Here is a 15,751-nt window from a genome sequence, read left to right as displayed (position 1 = left end):
TGCGGGCGTCACCGCGGCGCGGCCCCGGCAGCCGGGGCCGGCCCGGCGGCCGCGTCACGCGACGGGACCGGCGGGTGGGGCACGGCCGGGGCCTCGTAGGCGCGGAGGACCGTGCGGTCGCCGGGCCGGCCGTACAGCTGCCCCTCGCGCGCCTTGACCGCCGTGACCAGCACGATGCTGACCACGACGAGCAGCGACCACGACCCCAGCTTCGCCGCGTGCACCAGCGTCCAGACCGACTCCTGCGACGGGTACTGCCAGGCGCGCAGCAGCGTGGCGGCGTTCTCGGCGATCCAGAGGAAGAAGCCGATGAGGACGAAGGAGAGCGCGAGCGGCATCGCGTAGCGGCGGCGGCCGACCGTGAAGTGCACCCCCGTGCGCCAGGTGACGGCCAGCAGCAGCAGGGCCAGCGGCAGCCGCACGTCCCGGATGACGTGCGAGGTGAAGAAGTTGAGGTAGATCAGCGCGGCCACGCCGGCGGTCGACCAGGTCCGGTAGTTGGTGATCCGCAGGTCGAGCCGGCGCCAGGCCTGGCAGACGTAGCTGCCGACCGCGGCGTACATGAAGCCGCTGTACAGCGGCACGCCGCCGATCGTCGCGAGACCGGTGTCGGGATAGCTCCACGACCCCTGCGCCACCTTGTACAGCTCCAGCACCAGGCCGACGAGGTGGAACCCGAAGATGACCGCGACCTCGCGGCCGGTCTCCCAGCGGAGGAGCCACAGCACCAGCGTGACGCCGAGGGACCACAGCAGCAGCGCGTCGGCGGGGTTGATCGGGAGCGGGACGACCCGGACGAGGGCCAGGCCGAGGAAGAACAGCACCGCGAACAGGCAGCACTGCGCCTCGAGCCAGGCGAACCGCAGCAACTGCCTCACCCGGCGAAGGCTAGGTCGTGCCGGCAGCTCCCGGGGCCTCCGCCGCGCGCGTGCCTCCGTGGCTAACCCGCTCGAGCCTGGCCGCATCGACCGCCGGGGCCTCGTTCAGCGTGGCGTGGCGGGGCCCGGGCGGAACGGCGCGCCGTGGGCGCAGACCACGAGGGTGGCGAGGTCCAGCACCCGCTCGCGCTGCTGTCGCAGTTCGTCCCGGTCGTGGCTGTAGGGGTCGTCGGCCGGCCCGTCCTCGGTCCACCACAGGTGGGTGAGGGCGACGACGTCGTCGGGGGTGCCGACGAGCGTGGTGATGTCCTGCGGGGTGTGCCCGGGCGTCGCGAGCAGCCGGATGCTGGGGGTGAGCTGGGTGCCCTCGGCGGCCCGGCGGGTGAACGTGTCCCCCTCGATGACCGACTGGAAGTCGTGCACCGGCACCACCGGGAAGAGGGCGACGTTGACGGTGTGGTCGAGGTGGTGGTGGCTGACCACGACGTCGGTCACGTCCTCGGGACGGACCCCGAGCTCGCGCAGCGGCGCGAGGATCAGGTCCCGGTCGGCCACCATGCCCGGATCGACGATGACGACCCGCTCCGCGTCCCGGACGAGGCTGACCGTGCCGGCCACGTGCGGCATCCGCACGTACCCCTCGACGAGGACGTCCAGACGGGCGGTGCGCGACAGCTCGGGCATGCGGCGGACGGTAACAACCCGCACACCGGAACGGCGCCGCGCTGACGCCGCGGTCCCGGGCGCAGCGCTCGGACGGCTCGACGGCCGACCTGCCGGTCGGCCGCACCGTTCGCACCCGTCCGGCACGGAGACCGCCCGACGGCACAGGGGTGCGAGGACCAGCCCCGTGGTCCCCGCACCCCTGTGGTTCGTCCGCCGGTCTCCGGCCTTACCGGAGACCCGTCATCAGCTGCAGCCGCTGGTGGAGCCGCAGCCCTCGCAGACGTAGCAGCTGCCGGCCGGGCGCATCTTCGTGCCGCAGGTCATGCACAGCGGCGCGTCGGTGGCGGTCCCGGTGACCAGCTCGAGCAGCTCGGCCGAGGAGTGGGCCTCCTTGACCGACTTCGGGCCCTCCGGGGTGACCTTCTCCTCCACCTTCGAGGTCTCGATCGGCGCGGAGCCGCGCAGCTGCTCCAGGTCGACCTCCTCCTCCTGCACGGTGGACGTCGACGCGGAGGTCCCGTAGCCGGAGACCTGCGCGGCGCGCTCCTCGGCGGTGAAGATGCCCAGGCTGGCGCGCTTCTCCACCGGCAGGTGGTCCAGCGCCAGGCGACGGAAGATGTAGTCCATCACCGACTGGGCGATCCGGATGTCCGGGTCGTCGGTCATGCCGGCCGGCTCGAAGCGCATGTTGGTGAACTTGGAGATGTAGGTCTCCAGCGGGACACCGTGCTGCAGCGCCAGCGAGATGCCGATCGAGAAGGCGTCCATCACACCGGCGAGGGTCGAGCCCTGCTTGCCGAGCTTCAGGAAGACCTCACCGAGGCTGCCGTCCTCGTACATGCCGGCGGTCATGTAGCCCTCGGCGCCGGCGACGCTGAACGAGGTGGTGACGCTCGTCCGCTTCTTCGGCAGCCGCTTGCGCACCGGGTGCGAGAGCGCGGTCGAGGCGGTGGCCTCCACCGCGACCTCGTCCTTGGTGCCGTCGTTCTTGCCCTTGCCGCCGGACAGCGGCTGGCCGACCTTGCAGTTGTCGCGGTAGATCGCCAGCGCCTTGAGGCCCATCTTCCAGCCCTGGAAGTAGATGGTCTCGACGTCCTCGACGGTCGCCGTCTCCGGCATGTTGACCGTCTTGCTGATGGCGCCCGAGATGAACGGCTGGACGGCGGCCATCATGCGGACGTGGCCCATCGGGGAGATGGCCCGCTCGCCCATGGCGCAGTCGAACACCTCGTAGTGCTCCGGGCGCAGGCTCGGGGCGTCGACGACGTGGCCGTGCTCGGCGATGTACTCGACGATCGCCTCGATCTGCTCCTCCTGGTAGCCCAGGCTGCGCAGCGCCCGCGGCACCGTCTGGTTGACGATCTGCATGGAGCCGCCGCCGACCAGCTTCTTGAACTTGACCAGCGAGAAGTCCGGCTCGATGCCGGTCGTGTCGCAGTCCATCATGAAGCCGATGGTGCCGGTGGGGGCCAGCACCGAGGCCTGGGCGTTGCGCCAGCCGTTCTCGGCGCCGATCTCCAGGCACTCCTGCCACTGCTGGGTGGCGATCTTCAGCACGTCGGCGTCGTCGGCGCCGACCGGGCGGATGGCGTCGTTGGCAGCGGCGTGCTTCCTCATGACCCGGGCGTGGGCGTCGGCGTTGCGGGCGAAGCCCTCGTAGGCGCCGACGATGCCGGCGAGCTCGGCGGAGCGCCGGTAAGCGGTGCCGGTCATCAGCGAGGTGATCGCCGCGGCCAGCGTCTGGCCGCCGCGCGAGTCGTAGGCGTGGCCGGTCGCCATGAGCAGCGCGCCCAGGTTGGCGTAGCCGATGCCCAGCTGGCGGTAGGCGCGGGTGGTCTCGCCGATCGGCTCGGTCGGGAAGTCGGCGAAGCAGATCGAGATGTCCATCGCGGTGATGACCAGCTCGACGGCCTTCACGAAGTTCTTGGCGTCGAACGTGCCGTCGGCCTTGAGGAACTTCATGAGGTTCAGCGACGCCAGGTTGCACGAGCTGTTGTCCAGGCTCATGTACTCCGAGCACGGGTTGGACGCGTTGATCCGGCCGGTCTCGGGGTTGGTGTGCCAGTCGTTGATCGTGTCGTCGTACTGGATGCCCGGGTCGGCGCACTCCCACGCGGCCTGGGTGACCTTGCGGAACAGCGACTTCGCGTCAACGGTCTCGATCACCGAGCCGTCCATGCGGGCGCGCAGGCCGAACTCGGAGCCCTCGTCGACCGCGCGCATGAACTCGTCGGAGACGCGGACGGAGTTGTTGGCGTTCTGGTACTGGACGCTGGTGATGTCCTTGCCGCCGAGGTCCATGTCGTACCCGGCGTCGCGCAGCGCGCGGATCTTGTTCTCCTCGCGCGCCTTGGTCTCGATGAACTCCTCGATGTCGGGGTGGTCGATGTCGAGGACGACCATCTTCGCCGCGCGCCGGGTGGCGCCGCCGGACTTGATGGTCCCGGCCGAGGCGTCGGCGCCGCGCATGAAGCTGACCGGGCCCGAGGCGGTGCCACCGGAGGACAGCAGCTCCTTGGAGGAGCGGATGCGGGAGAGGTTCAGGCCGGCACCGGAGCCGCCCTTGAAGATCAGGCCCTCCTCGCGGTACCAGTTGAGGATCGAGTCCATCTCGTCGTCGACAGCGAGGATGAAGCAGGCGCTGACCTGCTGCGGGGCGCTCGTGCCGACGTTGAACCAGACGGGGCTGTTGAAGCTGAAGTACTGGTGCAGCAGCATCCAGGTGAGCTCGTGCTCGAAGATCTCGGCGTCGCCCTCGGTGGCGAAGTAGCCGTGCTCGCGACCGGCCTCGGTGTAGGTGAGCACCACGCGGTCGATGAGCTGGCGCAGGCTGGTCTCCCGCTGCGAGGTGCCCACCGCGCCCCGGAAGTACTTCGTGGTGACGATGTTGGTGGCGTTGATGCTCCACTCTGCCGGGAACTCGACACCGCGCTGCTCGAAGTTGATCGAGCCGTCCCGCCAGTTGGTCATGACGACGTCGCGGCGCTCCCACGTCACGTCGTCGTACGGGTGCACACCGGCGGTGGTGAAGACACGCTTGATCTTGAGGCCCTTGCCCCGGCTGGGCGCCTTCGCGCCGCGGCGGGTGCGGGGGCCGGCCACGCGGTCGTCGGTATCGGTCATGGTGTGGAGCTCTCCCTGGTCGTGTGTCGCGTGGTGCTTCGCGGGGCTGCGCGGTGGTGCTGCGCGGTGGTGGATCGGGGGCTGGGGAAGAGCCGCGATCGGTAACTGCTCGAACTGCTGTCTATCGGGTGGCACTGACGGTTTCTCAGGTGCTGGAGGGGCTGGCGGAGGGGACCGGCTGCCCCCGGCCGCCACCCCGTCGGCGTAGCGGCGGATCCCCCTGCATGCCCGGCAGCGGCGGGGCGCCCGCCGTGACGTGCCGGGCGCGGAGCTCGGTGATCTCCTTCTCGAAGTCCTCGAGCGAGGTGAAGGCCCGGTACACGCTGGCGAAGCGCAGGTACGCGACCTCGTCGAGCTCGCGCAACGGACGCAGGATCGCCAGCCCGACCTCGTGGCTGGGCACCTCCGCCGCGCCGCTGGCGCGGATGGCGTCCTCCACCTGCTGGGCGAGGAGCTTGAGCTGGTCCTCGTCGACCGGCCGGCCCTGGCAGGCGCGCCGCACGCCGGCGACCACCTTGCTGCGGTTGAAGGGCTCGCTGACGCCGTTGCGCTTGACGACGGCGAGCACCGCCTCCTCGACGGTGGTGAACCGCCGTCCGCACGCGGGGCAGGACCGGCGACGCCGGGTGGTGGCGCCCTCGTCGGCCTCGCGCGAGTCGATCACCCGGCTGTCGGCGTTGTGGCAGAACGGGCAGCGCACGGTGGTTCACCCCCTCTCCTCGCTGGTCCGCCACGGGCCGGCTGTGGACCCTCCTGGGGACATCCGGTGGATGCACCGGGGAGAACCTGAGGATCAGCCTGTGGACGGGCTTACAGCTCTGTAACTACTAGATGTAGGGGAACCCTAGGACGGCCCACACAAGATGTGCAAGTGATCGTTTCGTCGGCGTGTTCCGCCCCGCCACTGCCGTGCCCAGGCGGAACACCCACACCCAGCAGTCACACGACATGCCGGACCGACACGCGGATCCACGCCCGTCGAGGGGCGCGCGCCGTGCACCGCACACCTCGTCGGGGCGCGGACACCACCGGCCGAGCCCCACGGCGCAGCGGCCGGATCGACGCACGGACGGCGCCGGGTACCGGGCGGCCGGCGCCGTCGAGGGGGTGCGTTGCGGTCAGGCGCCGCCGAGACCGCCGTGCACCCGCGGGCGGCGGCGGGACTGCGGGACCTGGTCGCTCAGGCGCATCGGCCGGGTGAGCAGGTCGGCCTCGAGGCCGGCGGGCGGCGGCCAGCCGCGCCCGCCTGGGTTCGTCTCCACCGGGAGGGCACCGCGAGCGGCCGGGACCGACCACGCCGCGGTGTCGGGGTGGTCGTCCCGCGAGGCGGCCGGCACCTCGGCGGCGGCGGCGGCGACGTCCCCGGCCACAGTCGCGAGGAAGGCCGTGTCAGCCGCGCGGTGACGACCGGCCACGGCGTCCGGCGCGGGGGCCCGGTGCCGCCCCGACGGGGGCACCGGGACGGACGCCGCGGCAGCCACCTGCACGCCGGCGTCCTCGGGAGCCCTGCGGCGCCCGCCGGGGCCGACTGCCGGGGCCGACTGCCCCACGTGGTCGCGGACCAGCGGCAGGCTGGCGGTGGTCTCGGCACCACCGGGACGCGCACTCCGCAGCGCGGACACCGCCTGGGCGGCGGCCATGTCCTGCGTCACGCGGGGCGCCGCCACGACGGCGACCTCTGGGCTCGCGGGCGGCTCCGGCAGCCGCAGGGTGGAGAGCTCGGTCCAGGCCGTCTCTTCCACACCGCCCACGGCCACCCGCACCCACACCTGGCACGCGCCGGAGTCGTCGTGCCGCCAACCCAGCAGCTCACCCGCCCACCACGCGCCCGCCTGGTAGACCTCGACGGCCTGGGGCTGGCTGGTGAACACCGCGGCGCGGTTCTCCATGACGCTCGACACACGCAGACCGTAGGTCGCTGACCAGCACAGACCGTGAACGTCCACGTACTGAGGGTTGACGAAGTCGCGGGGCCAGCTTGTGCACCTTGTGCAGCGCCCGGCCGGTGCGCCCGACCACGACGAGTAGATCAGGGCAGCCGGAGCACCTGCCCCGGCACGATGGCCGATCCCGGCACGTCGTTGAGCCGCTGGATGCCGTCGACGACCTCCCGCACGTCGCGCTCCCCGGCGACCGTGCTCGCGATGGACCAGAGCGTGTCACCCGGCTCTACGACGACGCTCGTCGTCCCCATCAGCTCCAGCCCGCCCCTGCCGTCACCCAGGACCGCACTGACGAGTGCGACGACGGCCAGCGCGAGCAGCAGTGCCACGACCACCAGCAGCCGCCGGCCCCGTGCGGTGAGCCGCAGCGGTGGCAGCGCCGGCTCACCCCGCCGCTCCCCCGCAGTCCGCCGCACCCCGGCAGACCCGGGCGACGGCGCCGCCGGGGTGCCGGGCGGCGCGGGTGCGACCGCGTAGGCCCGCGGGACCGGCGGCAGCACGCGCAGGTGCCGCGCCGGCCGCGTCCCCGCCCGCCCCCCCGCCGCACCCGTCGTCTCCTCGCGCACCGACACCGTCGCACTGCTGGTCATCGCTTCCTGCCTCTCACCTGGCCGGATGCCCCCGGCCCGAACGTGTGTTCGATTCGAACGTCTGTCCGATGTCTACCGCACGGGTCCGACAGGAGCGACGCGACACGGGCGACTTTCGAACACCTGTTTGAACTGGCCGGCGATCGGCGCTACGGTCGCTGCGACGACCAGGGTCGATCAGCTGCGCAGGCAGCCGGCGAGGAGGAGACGTGGCGGACTCGAGCGGGACGTCCGGCGGCCGACGAGGGACCCGGGGCGCCGCCCCGGACACGGCCGACGCCTCGGCGTCCGTCCGCACCTTCCCGGACCGGACGGCCGACGGCGACGGCCTGACCCAGCGGCAGCGCCGGGTGCTGGAGGTCATCCGCGACTCGATCGACCGTCGCGGCTACCCGCCGTCGGTCCGGGAGATCGGCGAGGCCGTGGGCCTGTCGTCCGCCTCCTCGGTCGCGCACCAGCTGTCGGTCCTCCAGAAGAAGGGCTGGCTCCGCCGCGACCCGAACCGGCCCCGCGCCCTCGACGTGCGACTACCCGGCGACGCCGGCCGCGGCGTCGCGGCGGTCGAGCCCCCGGCGGTCGGGGACGGCGAGCGGGCCTCCGCACCGACGTACGTCCCCCTCGTCGGCCGGATCGCCGCCGGTGGTCCGGTGCTCGCCGAGCAGGCGGTGGAGGACGTCTTCCCGCTCCCCCGCGAGCTCGTCGGCGAGGGCACGGTGTTCATGCTCAAGGTGGCCGGGGACTCGATGGTCGAGGCGGCCATCTGCGACGGGGACTGGGTCGTCGTCCGCCAGCAGCCGACCGCCGAGAACGGCGAGATCGTGGCCGCCATGATCGACGGCGAGGCGACGGTCAAGACCTACAAGCGGCGCGACGGGCACGTGTGGCTGCTGCCGCACAACCCGGCCTACGAGCCCATCCCCGGCGACGAAGCGACGATCCTCGGCCGGGTCGTCTCGGTGCTGCGCCGGGTCTGACCGGTCAGGAACGGCGGCGCAGCCGACCGCCGAGCCAGACGACGACGGTGGCTACGGCGGCGGCGATCAGGGCGGCGGCGATCGGCGATCGGTCCGAACGCACCAGCTCGTCGAAGCCGGACAGCGGGTCCGCTGCCGGTGCCGCCGTCGGGACCGGGGCGCCGGCCGGCAGGGGCACCACGGTCACCGCACTCGGCAGCCCCTCGCTGGCGACCACGAGCGCACGCGAGTCGGTGGTGAAGCTGATCGCCTCCCCCTGGGGAGACTCCGGCAGCGCCACGCGGGTCGGCTCGCCGCCCAGTGCGCCGGCGATGTCCGATCCGGTCAGCGGCCACACGTAGGCATCGGTGTAGGTGCGCAGCGCCACGGCGTTGCCGTCCGACGCGACCGCCCCGCCGGTGATCATCAGCTGGCCGGCGCGGCCGACCGGGCCCCCCGGTGTGCCGGTGAGCGTCACGTTCACGGTGGCGACCTGCTCCATGGCCACCGTCCCGCCGTCGACGAGCGGCCCGCTGGGCCGGTACACCCCGCTGGACCCCAGGACCTCCTTGGTCACCACGTACGGCGTGCCGTCCGGCGCCATCAGCAGGCCCTCGGCGTCGTGTGCGCCGTCGGGGTAGGTCAGCCGGTGCAGCGCAGTCGTGCCGTCGGGGCGCAGGACGTGCAGTGCGACGGTTGCCCGGTCGGTGTTGTTGTCGCCGGTGTCGGCGATCCAGACGGCGCCGTCCGGGCCGACCGCCAGGTCTTCCGGGTCGTACGGGTCCACCGGGCCGGTCTGGACGTCGACGACCGCGCAGCCGCCGTCGAGCCCGTACACCGCGACCTGGTCGCCGCCGTCGTTGAGCGCCAGCATCTGCTCGCCCACGACCACCAGCCCGGACAGCTCGGCGAGCCGCGGGTCGGTGATCGAGCACCGCACCGTCGGGGCACCGTCCTCGGCGAGAGCCGCGCCCGGGCCCACGGTCACCAACCCGCCCGTGAGGGCGGTCGCCAGCAGGAGCCGCCGCCTCAGGGCGCGGCTATCCGGTCGGTCGGCCTGCTCGGGCACGTACCCAGCGTGACAGAACCAATGCGTCGAGTGCATGAACCACGCCCAACAGGACGATCCCCACGGCCGCTCCCACGACGGCGTCGGTGACCCAGTGGAAGTCCAGCGACACCATCGCCACCCCGGTGGCGACCGGCCCCGCCACGCTCAGCCACCAGAACGTGCGCTGGACCGCCGGTGGCAGCCCGTACTCGACGGCCTGCCACCGGGCGACGCCCCACATGAGCACGGCGTTGGCCACGTGCCCGGAGGGGAACGATGCGCCGTCGGGGTGGAAGTAGTACGAACCCGGGAAGGCCGGCGCGGTGCGGCCGATGCCGTGCTTGATCGCGTACACGCCGGCGGTGAGCACGGCGACGGCGAGAACCACCCGGGCGATCGGCAGCCAGGCGCCCCGCCGCCAGAACAGGTAGCCGATCAGGCTGGCCAGCACCACGAGGATCGTGACCCGCCCACCGAGCTGGGTGATCAGCCAGACGGCCGGATAGGACGGCGACTCCTTCAACCCCCAGTCGCTGACGATCTCGGAGACCCGCAGGTCCATCCGCTCCAGCGACCCGTGCGCCAGCAGGTCGGCGGTCACCAGACCGCCGACCAGCAGCGCCACGAGGACCAGCCACCACGGCGGCCGGCCGGTGGAGACGACGGGCGCGGAGGCGGGCAGACCGGTCTCCCGCACCGCGCTGCTCGTCACGCCGACACGGTACCGGGCCGTGACCGGATCGTGATCCAGCCGCACGGGTGCGTCCCGGTCAGGCCACCGGTACCGCGAACTCCTCCAGCGCGGCCGCCAGCGCGCCGTCCACCCGAGCGGTCAGCCGGGTGCCGCCGCCCTCGTGCTGCTCGCTGAGGACCTCGCCGTCCTGGTGCACCCGGGACACCAGGTCACCCCGCTCGTAGGGCACCAGCACGTCGACGTCGACGTCCGGGTGCGGCAGCCGCTCGGCGACGAGCCGGCGCAGCGCGTCCATGCCGACCCCGGTCCGGGCCGAGACCCACACCGCGCCGGGCAGGGCCTGGCGGAGCGCGAGGATGTCCTCCTCGCTCATCGCGTCGACCTTGTTGACGACGATGACCTCCGGGACGGCCGACGCGTCGATCTCGTTCAGCACCACGTGGACGGCGTCGATCTGGCCGAGCGGGTCGGGGTCCGAGCCGTCGACGACGTGCAGCAGCAGGTCCGCCGCGGCGACCTCCTCCAGGGTGGAGCGGAAGGCGTCCACCAGCTGGTGCGGCAGGTGGCGCACGAAGCCGACGGTGTCGGTCAGCGTGTACTCCCGGCCGTCCGGGGACTGTGCCCGGCGGACCGTCGGGTCCAGCGTGGCGAACAGCGCGTTCTCCACGAGCACGCCGGCGCCGGTGAGCTGGTTGAGCAGGCTGGACTTGCCCGCGTTGGTGTAGCCGGCGATCGCCACGCTCGGCACCGCGTTGCGGCCACGGCTGGACCGCTGGGTGGCCCGCGCGGTGGCCATGCCGGCGATCTCGCGCCGCAGCTTGCTGACCCGGGCGCGGATCCGCCGGCGGTCGGTCTCGATCTTCGTCTCACCCGGGCCACGGGTACCGATGCCGCCACCGCCGGCGACCCGGCCACCGGCCTGGCGGGACAGCGACTCACCCCAGCCGCGCAGGCGCGGCAGCATGTACTGCATCTGCGCCAGCTCGACCTGGGCCTTGCCCTCCCGGCTGGTGGCGTGCTGGGCGAAGATGTCGAGGATCAGCGCCGTCCGGTCGACGACCTTGACCTTGAGCACCTTCTCCAGCTGGTTGAGCTGGCCGGGGGTGAGCTCACCGTCGCAGATGACCGTGTCGGCGCCGGTCGCGGCGACGATGTCGCGGATCTCGTTGGCCTTGCCCGAACCGACGTAGGTCGCGGCGTCGGGCTTGTCGCGCCGCTGGCTGACCGCCTCCAGCACCTCGGAGCCGGCGGTCTCGGCGAGCGCGGCCAGCTCGGTCAGCGAGCGGTCGGCGTCGGCCTGCGTGCCCTCGGTCCAGACGCCGACCAGCACGACCCGCTCCAGGCGCAGCTGCCGGTACTCGACCTCGGTGACGTCGGCGAGCTCGGTGGAGAGCCCGGCGACGCGCCGCAGGGCGCCGCGCGCCTCCAGTGCGTAGGAGCCGGTGCTGTCGTCGGGCTCGTCGCGCTGCCCGGCCGGCACGGGGCGGGAGGTGGGCTCGGGCTGCTCGTCGAAGCGCGAGGCGTCGGGGGCGGTCGTCATCGGGTCCAGCGTGGCACGGTCCTGCGTGTGGGGCACGTGAGTTGTCATCGCCGGGTACAACGCATCGACCGCCCCGGAGCATCCCGGCCCCTCGAAGGGGGTCAGCCGGCCAGCCACTCCGGGCACAGCTCGCCGGCCGACACCAGGACCGCCGGGCCGCTGAGCACCGTCGTCGCGGAGGTCACCTGGACCGACAGGCGTCCCCCGGGCACGTCGACGACGACGGTGCCCTCGGTCGCACCCTCGGCCCGCAGGGCGGTGTACGCCGCCGCGCACGCCCCGGTGCCGCAGGACCGGGTCTCCCCCACGCCGCGCTCGGACACCCGCAGCCGGACGTGCGCGCCCGGCTCGAGGACGTTGACCAGCTCCACGTTCACGCCCTCGGGGAACAGCTCCGCGTCCACGACCGGGGTGCCGGTGAGGTCGAGGGTGTCCACGGGGACGTCGGTGAGGCAGGCGAGGTGCGGATTGCCCATGGAGACCGCCGTGCCGCGGAAGACCGAACCGTCCAGCCGCGCCTCGCCCTCGCCGAACGGGCGCGCGGGGCCCATGTCCACCCAGTAGCCGCCGTCGGCGGCCGCGCCGACCCGCCGGGGGCCGCCGCGGGTGCCGACCAGCAGGCCGTCGGCGCAGGCCGTCCGGTCGACGAGGCCCTCGCCGACCAGCGCGTGCAGGAACAGCCGGATGCCGTTCCCGCACATCTCCGCGTACGAGCCGTCGGCGTTGCGGTGGTCCATGAACCACTCGCAGCGGTCGAGGTCGTCGCCCAGCACCGCCGCCGCGTCGGGGACGTGCGCGCTGCGGACCAGCCGCAGGACGCCGTCGCCACCCAGTCCGGCCCGGCGCTCGCAGAGGCGGCGCACCATGGCGGCGTCCAGCCGGTCCTCCGGCCACACCGCGCCGTCGGGGTCGGGCAGCAGCACGAAGTCGTTCTCGGTGCCGTGCCCGATCAGCACGCGGGGCGAGGGAGTCACGAGCCGATCGTAGGCGCGGTGATCACCGCGGTGGCGGCGTCGGCCAGGTCCGGGCGGGCAGCGTCGAACCAGGTGGTCGTGGCGTCCCGGCGGAACCACGAGCGCTGCCGGCGGACGAACCGGCGGGTGGTGCTGACGGTCCGCTCGCGCGCCTCGTCGGCCGAGAGCCCGCCGTCGAACTGCGCCAGCACCTGGGCGTACCCCAGGGCGCGGGAGGCGGTCGGCCCCTCGCGGAGCCCGTCCGCGGCCAGCGCCGCCACCTCGTCGACGAAGCCGGCGGCCCACATCCGGTCGACGCGGACGGCGATCCGCTCGTCCAGCTCGGCCGGGGCGCGGTCCAGCCCGAGCACGACCGCCGGGTAGTGCGGCCGGGGCTCGGGCAGCGCGGCCCGGAAGGGGCCACCGGTCAGCTCGATCACCTCCAGCGCCCGGACGATGCGGCGTCCGTTGCTGGGCAGCACGGCCGCCCCGGCCGCCGGGTCGAGACCGGCCAGCCGGGCGTGCAGCGTCGCCGGGCCGACGGCGGCGAGCTCGGCCTCCAGCCGGGCCCGGATCGCCGGGTCCGTGCCGGGGAAGTCCAGCTCGTCGAGGACGGCGCGCACGTACAGGCCCGAGCCACCGACGAGGAACGGCACGGTGCCGGCCGCCCGCAGCCGGTCCACCTCGGCGCGGGCGCGCTGCCGGTACTCGGCCACCGACGCCGGCTCGCGCACGTGCCACAGGTCCAGGAGGTGGTGCGGCACTCCACCGCGTTCGGCGACGTCGGGCTTGGCCGTGCCGATGTCCATGCCGCGGTAGAGCTGCATGGAGTCGGCGTTGACCACCTCGCCGCCCAGCCGCCGGGCCAGCGCCACGGCCAGCGCGGTCTTGCCGGTGGCCGTGGGGCCGACGATCGCGACGACCGGCGGCGCGTCCCCGGCCGGTGGCTCGCTCACGCCACCACCCAGTCGGCGACGGCGTAGCCCACCCCGAACGGAGCCGCGTCGTGGTGCAGCCGCGCCGTGACGTGCCGGCCGGCGACCGCGGCGCCGACGGCCCGCCAGGTCGCCACGCCTGCGGCGAGCAGCCGCTCGCCGTCCGCGGGGTCCAGCGCGGCGAGGGCCCCGGCGTCGCCGGTGGCCAGGGCGGCGGCGACGGCGGCGTCGAACGGCCCGGCCGCCGGGTCCAGGTAGCCCGGGGCCTTGACGGTGCGGCGCGCGGAGCCGTCACCCAGCGCCAGCACACCCACCGGGGCCGGCAGGTCGCGCAGCAGCTGGCCGAGGTCGGCCGGCCCCACCCCCACCCGGGTGCCGCCGAACGACACCTCGTCGAGCAGCCAGGCGCCCACGGTGTGCGCCAGGGGCAGCCGGCGGCCGCCGGGCCGCAGCCGGCCGTCGAACGGCAGCTCGACGTCCACCCCGTACCCCCGCAGATCGCCGCCGTCGCCGGCGCCGAACCGCTCTCCCGGCGCCGCCCCCGCGCCGACGACGACCACCACGTCGGGGGCGGCGGTGACGAGCGCGGTCACCGCATCGACGCAGGCCGAGCGCAGGGCGCGGGTCTCCGCCGCCGGACGGCCCTCCACCGCCGGGAGCAGCAACGGGGGGCACGGGCAGAACGCGACGGCGGCCCACGCGCGGGACGTCCGGGCGGTCGGGCCGCCGGGAGGGATGGTCACGGCAGCAGTGTCGCCGATGGGACGTGGAACACTGCCGGACGTGTCGAGCACGGACAACCCCGGCAACGGGGTGCAGCAGGACGCTCCGCCGATTGCGGAGACCCCCGAGACCACCGCCCCGGCGGCGGCGCAGGAGACCGGCAGCCCCGACGCGGTGACCCCCGCGGCGGGCACGCCGGCTGCGCCCACCCCCGCGGAGGCGGCGCTCCCCGACCCCACCGGCGAACCGGAACCGGCGGCGCTCCCCGACGCCTCCGGCGCCCCGGAGACAGCGGCGCTCCCCGATGCCTCCGGTGAGCCGGGGACGGGCGCGCTGCCCGAGCCCGCCGGCGAGCCGGAACCGGCGGCCGTCCCGCCGCCGGCCCCTGCGCCCGCACGGCCGGCCGCACCGGTGGAGATCGTGGTGAGCGACCCGGCGCAGTGGGGCCGGGTGGACGAGCAGGGCACCGTCTTCGTGCGCACCGCCGACGGCGAGCGCGAGGTCGGGTCGTGGCAGGCCGGCGAGGCCGAGGCCGGGCTGGCCCACTATGGCCGCCGGTACGACGACCTCGCCACCGAGGTCGCCCTGCTGGAGGCGCGGCTCAAGGCGCACACCGGCAACCCGGCCGAGATCAAGACCAAGGCGCAGGGGCTGGCCGAGTCCATCCCGACCGCCGCCGCCGTCGGCGACCTCGAGGGCCTGGCCGCCCGCGCCCGCGCGATGGTGGAGATCGCCGAGGCCGCGGCCGCCGGGTACCGCGCCGAGAAGGCCGCCGCCCGCGCCGCCCAGGTGGCGCGCAAGGAGGCGCTGGCCGCCGAGGCGGAGCAGATCGCCGCCGAGTCCACCGCCTGGAAGGCCTCCGGCGACCGCCTCAAGGCGATCGTCGAGGAGTGGAAGACCATCCGCGGGATCGACCGGAAGACCGACGAGGCGCTGTGGTCGCGCTTCGCGGCCGCCCGCGACGCGTTCGGCCGCCGGCGCGGCGCCCACTTCGCCCAGCTGGACGCCCAGCGCGGCGAGGCACGGGCCGCCAAGCAGGAGCTGATCGCCGAGGCGCAGCGGCTGTCGACGTCGACCGAGTGGGGACCCACCAGCGCGGCCATGCGCTCGCTCATGGACCGCTGGAAGGCGGTGCCCCGCACCGGCCGCGACGGCGACGACGACCTGTGGAAGCAGTTCCGCGCCGCGCAGGACGTCTTCTTCGACGCGCGCGCCGAGCAGGACAAGGCGCGCGACGCCGAGCAGGTCGCCAACCAGCAGGCCAAGGAGGAGCTGCTGGCCGAGGCGGAGCAGCTCGACCCGTCGAAGGACCTCCGCGGCGCCCAGAACGCGCTGCGGAAGATCCAGGAGCGCTACGACGCCATCGGGCACGTGCCACGCACCGTGATGCGCTCGCTCGAGGACCGGATGCAGGCGGTCGAGCAGAAGGTCCGGGGCGCCGCCGACGCCGGCCGGGTGCGCACCGCGCCGGAGAACCCGATGGTCACCTCCATGCGCGCGGCGGTCACCAAGGCCGAGGAGCAGCTGGCCAAGGCCGAGGCCGCGGGCGACAAGCGCCGGATCGACGAGGCGCAGGCCAACCTCGTCACCCGGCGCGAGTGGCTGGCCGAGGCGGAGAAGTCCGCCCGCCGCTAGTCCCCAGGCATAGGAGGCTCTGCCTACGGTTCGCCGCGCGATTCCGTAGGCAGAGCCTCCTATGCCT

The 15,751-nt window shown here is 73.9% G+C and carries 14 protein-coding genes; 2 read left to right on the top strand and 12 right to left on the bottom strand.

Annotation, left to right across the window (positions count from 1 at the left end; all coding sequences use genetic code 11):
- Positions 1-8: 8 nt before the first annotated feature.
- From ACI79T_RS18105 to ACI79T_RS18080, 6 genes are all read right to left on the bottom strand, one after another.
- A complete protein-coding gene (locus ACI79T_RS18105; RefSeq protein ID WP_456611484.1) occupies positions 9-878 on the bottom strand; it encodes a DUF817 domain-containing protein in 870 nt (289 codons plus the stop codon).
- Between the two features lie 105 nt (positions 879-983).
- Complete coding sequence (locus ACI79T_RS18100; RefSeq protein WP_456611483.1) at positions 984-1,562, bottom strand: MBL fold metallo-hydrolase; 579 nt, start codon at positions 1,560-1,562, stop codon at positions 984-986.
- Positions 1,563-1,787: 225 nt separating this feature from the next.
- Positions 1,788-4,667, bottom strand: coding sequence for a vitamin B12-dependent ribonucleotide reductase (locus tag ACI79T_RS18095; protein ID WP_456611482.1), 2,880 nt, complete (start codon positions 4,665-4,667; stop codon positions 1,788-1,790).
- 145 nt (positions 4,668-4,812) lie between these two features.
- Positions 4,813-5,367, bottom strand: a complete 555-nt coding sequence (nrdR, locus tag ACI79T_RS18090) for a transcriptional regulator NrdR (protein ID WP_456611481.1) — start codon at positions 5,365-5,367, stop codon at positions 4,813-4,815.
- 418 nt (positions 5,368-5,785) lie between these two features.
- A complete protein-coding gene (locus ACI79T_RS18085; RefSeq protein WP_456611480.1) occupies positions 5,786-6,568 on the bottom strand; it encodes a hypothetical protein in 783 nt (260 codons plus the stop codon).
- 128 nt (positions 6,569-6,696) lie between these two features.
- A complete protein-coding gene (locus ACI79T_RS18080) occupies positions 6,697-7,200 on the bottom strand; it encodes a LysM peptidoglycan-binding domain-containing protein (protein ID WP_456611479.1) in 504 nt (167 codons plus the stop codon).
- A gap of 209 nt (positions 7,201-7,409) precedes the next feature.
- On the opposite strand from ACI79T_RS18080, the gene lexA reads away from it, so the two are divergent.
- Entirely contained in the window at positions 7,410-8,174 is a 765-nt protein-coding gene (gene lexA / locus ACI79T_RS18075; RefSeq protein ID WP_456611478.1) for a transcriptional repressor LexA, read from the top strand.
- A gap of 4 nt (positions 8,175-8,178) precedes the next feature.
- On the opposite strand, the gene ACI79T_RS18070 is transcribed toward lexA, so the two are convergent.
- From ACI79T_RS18070 to ACI79T_RS18045, 6 genes are all read right to left on the bottom strand, one after another.
- Positions 8,179-9,222 carry a hypothetical protein gene (locus ACI79T_RS18070; RefSeq protein WP_456611477.1) on the bottom strand — a complete coding sequence of 348 codons (1,044 nt, stop codon included), beginning with the start codon at positions 9,220-9,222 and terminating at the stop codon, positions 8,179-8,181.
- Entirely contained in the window at positions 9,194-9,916 is a 723-nt protein-coding gene (locus ACI79T_RS18065) for a phosphatase PAP2 family protein (RefSeq protein WP_456611476.1), read from the bottom strand. The genes ACI79T_RS18070 and ACI79T_RS18065 overlap by 29 nt, the downstream gene beginning before the upstream one ends.
- 58 nt (positions 9,917-9,974) lie before the next feature.
- Entirely contained in the window at positions 9,975-11,438 is a 1,464-nt protein-coding gene (gene hflX, locus ACI79T_RS18060) for a GTPase HflX (protein WP_456611475.1), read from the bottom strand.
- A 101-nt stretch (positions 11,439-11,539) separates the two neighbouring features.
- A complete protein-coding gene (dapF, locus tag ACI79T_RS18055) occupies positions 11,540-12,412 on the bottom strand; it encodes a diaminopimelate epimerase (RefSeq protein WP_456611474.1) in 873 nt (290 codons plus the stop codon).
- A complete protein-coding gene (miaA, locus tag ACI79T_RS18050) occupies positions 12,409-13,347 on the bottom strand; it encodes a tRNA (adenosine(37)-N6)-dimethylallyltransferase MiaA (protein ID WP_456611473.1) in 939 nt (312 codons plus the stop codon). Before miaA ends, dapF begins: the two co-directional genes overlap by 4 nt.
- Complete coding sequence (locus tag ACI79T_RS18045) at positions 13,344-14,069, bottom strand: hypothetical protein (protein WP_456611472.1); 726 nt, start codon at positions 14,067-14,069, stop codon at positions 13,344-13,346. Before ACI79T_RS18045 ends, miaA begins: the two co-directional genes overlap by 4 nt.
- A 40-nt stretch (positions 14,070-14,109) precedes the next feature.
- On the opposite strand from ACI79T_RS18045, the gene ACI79T_RS18040 reads away from it, so the two are divergent.
- A complete protein-coding gene (locus tag ACI79T_RS18040; RefSeq protein ID WP_456611471.1) occupies positions 14,110-15,684 on the top strand; it encodes a DUF349 domain-containing protein in 1,575 nt (524 codons plus the stop codon).
- Positions 15,685-15,751: the final 67 nt, after the last annotated feature.

The sequence above is a fragment of the Blastococcus sp. SYSU DS0619 genome, from assembly GCF_054051035.1.
Note: the sequence above shows the minus strand (reverse complement) of the source record. Positions and strands in the feature narration are given on the sequence as shown.

Bases quoted from the DNA above. Each gene is read 5' to 3' on its own strand.
- ACI79T_RS18080 (WP_456611479.1), bottom strand. From the start codon at position 7,200: ATGACCAGCAGTGCGACGGTGTCGGTGCGCGAGGAGACGACGGGTGCG.
- ACI79T_RS18100 (WP_456611483.1), bottom strand. From the start codon at position 1,562: ATGCCCGAGCTGTCGCGCACCGCCCGTCTGGACGTCCTCGTCGAGGGG.
- hflX (WP_456611475.1), bottom strand. From the start codon at position 11,438: ATGACGACCGCCCCCGACGCCTCGCGCTTCGACGAGCAGCCCGAGCCC.
- ACI79T_RS18095 (WP_456611482.1), bottom strand. From the start codon at position 4,667: ATGACCGATACCGACGACCGCGTGGCCGGCCCCCGCACCCGCCGCGGC.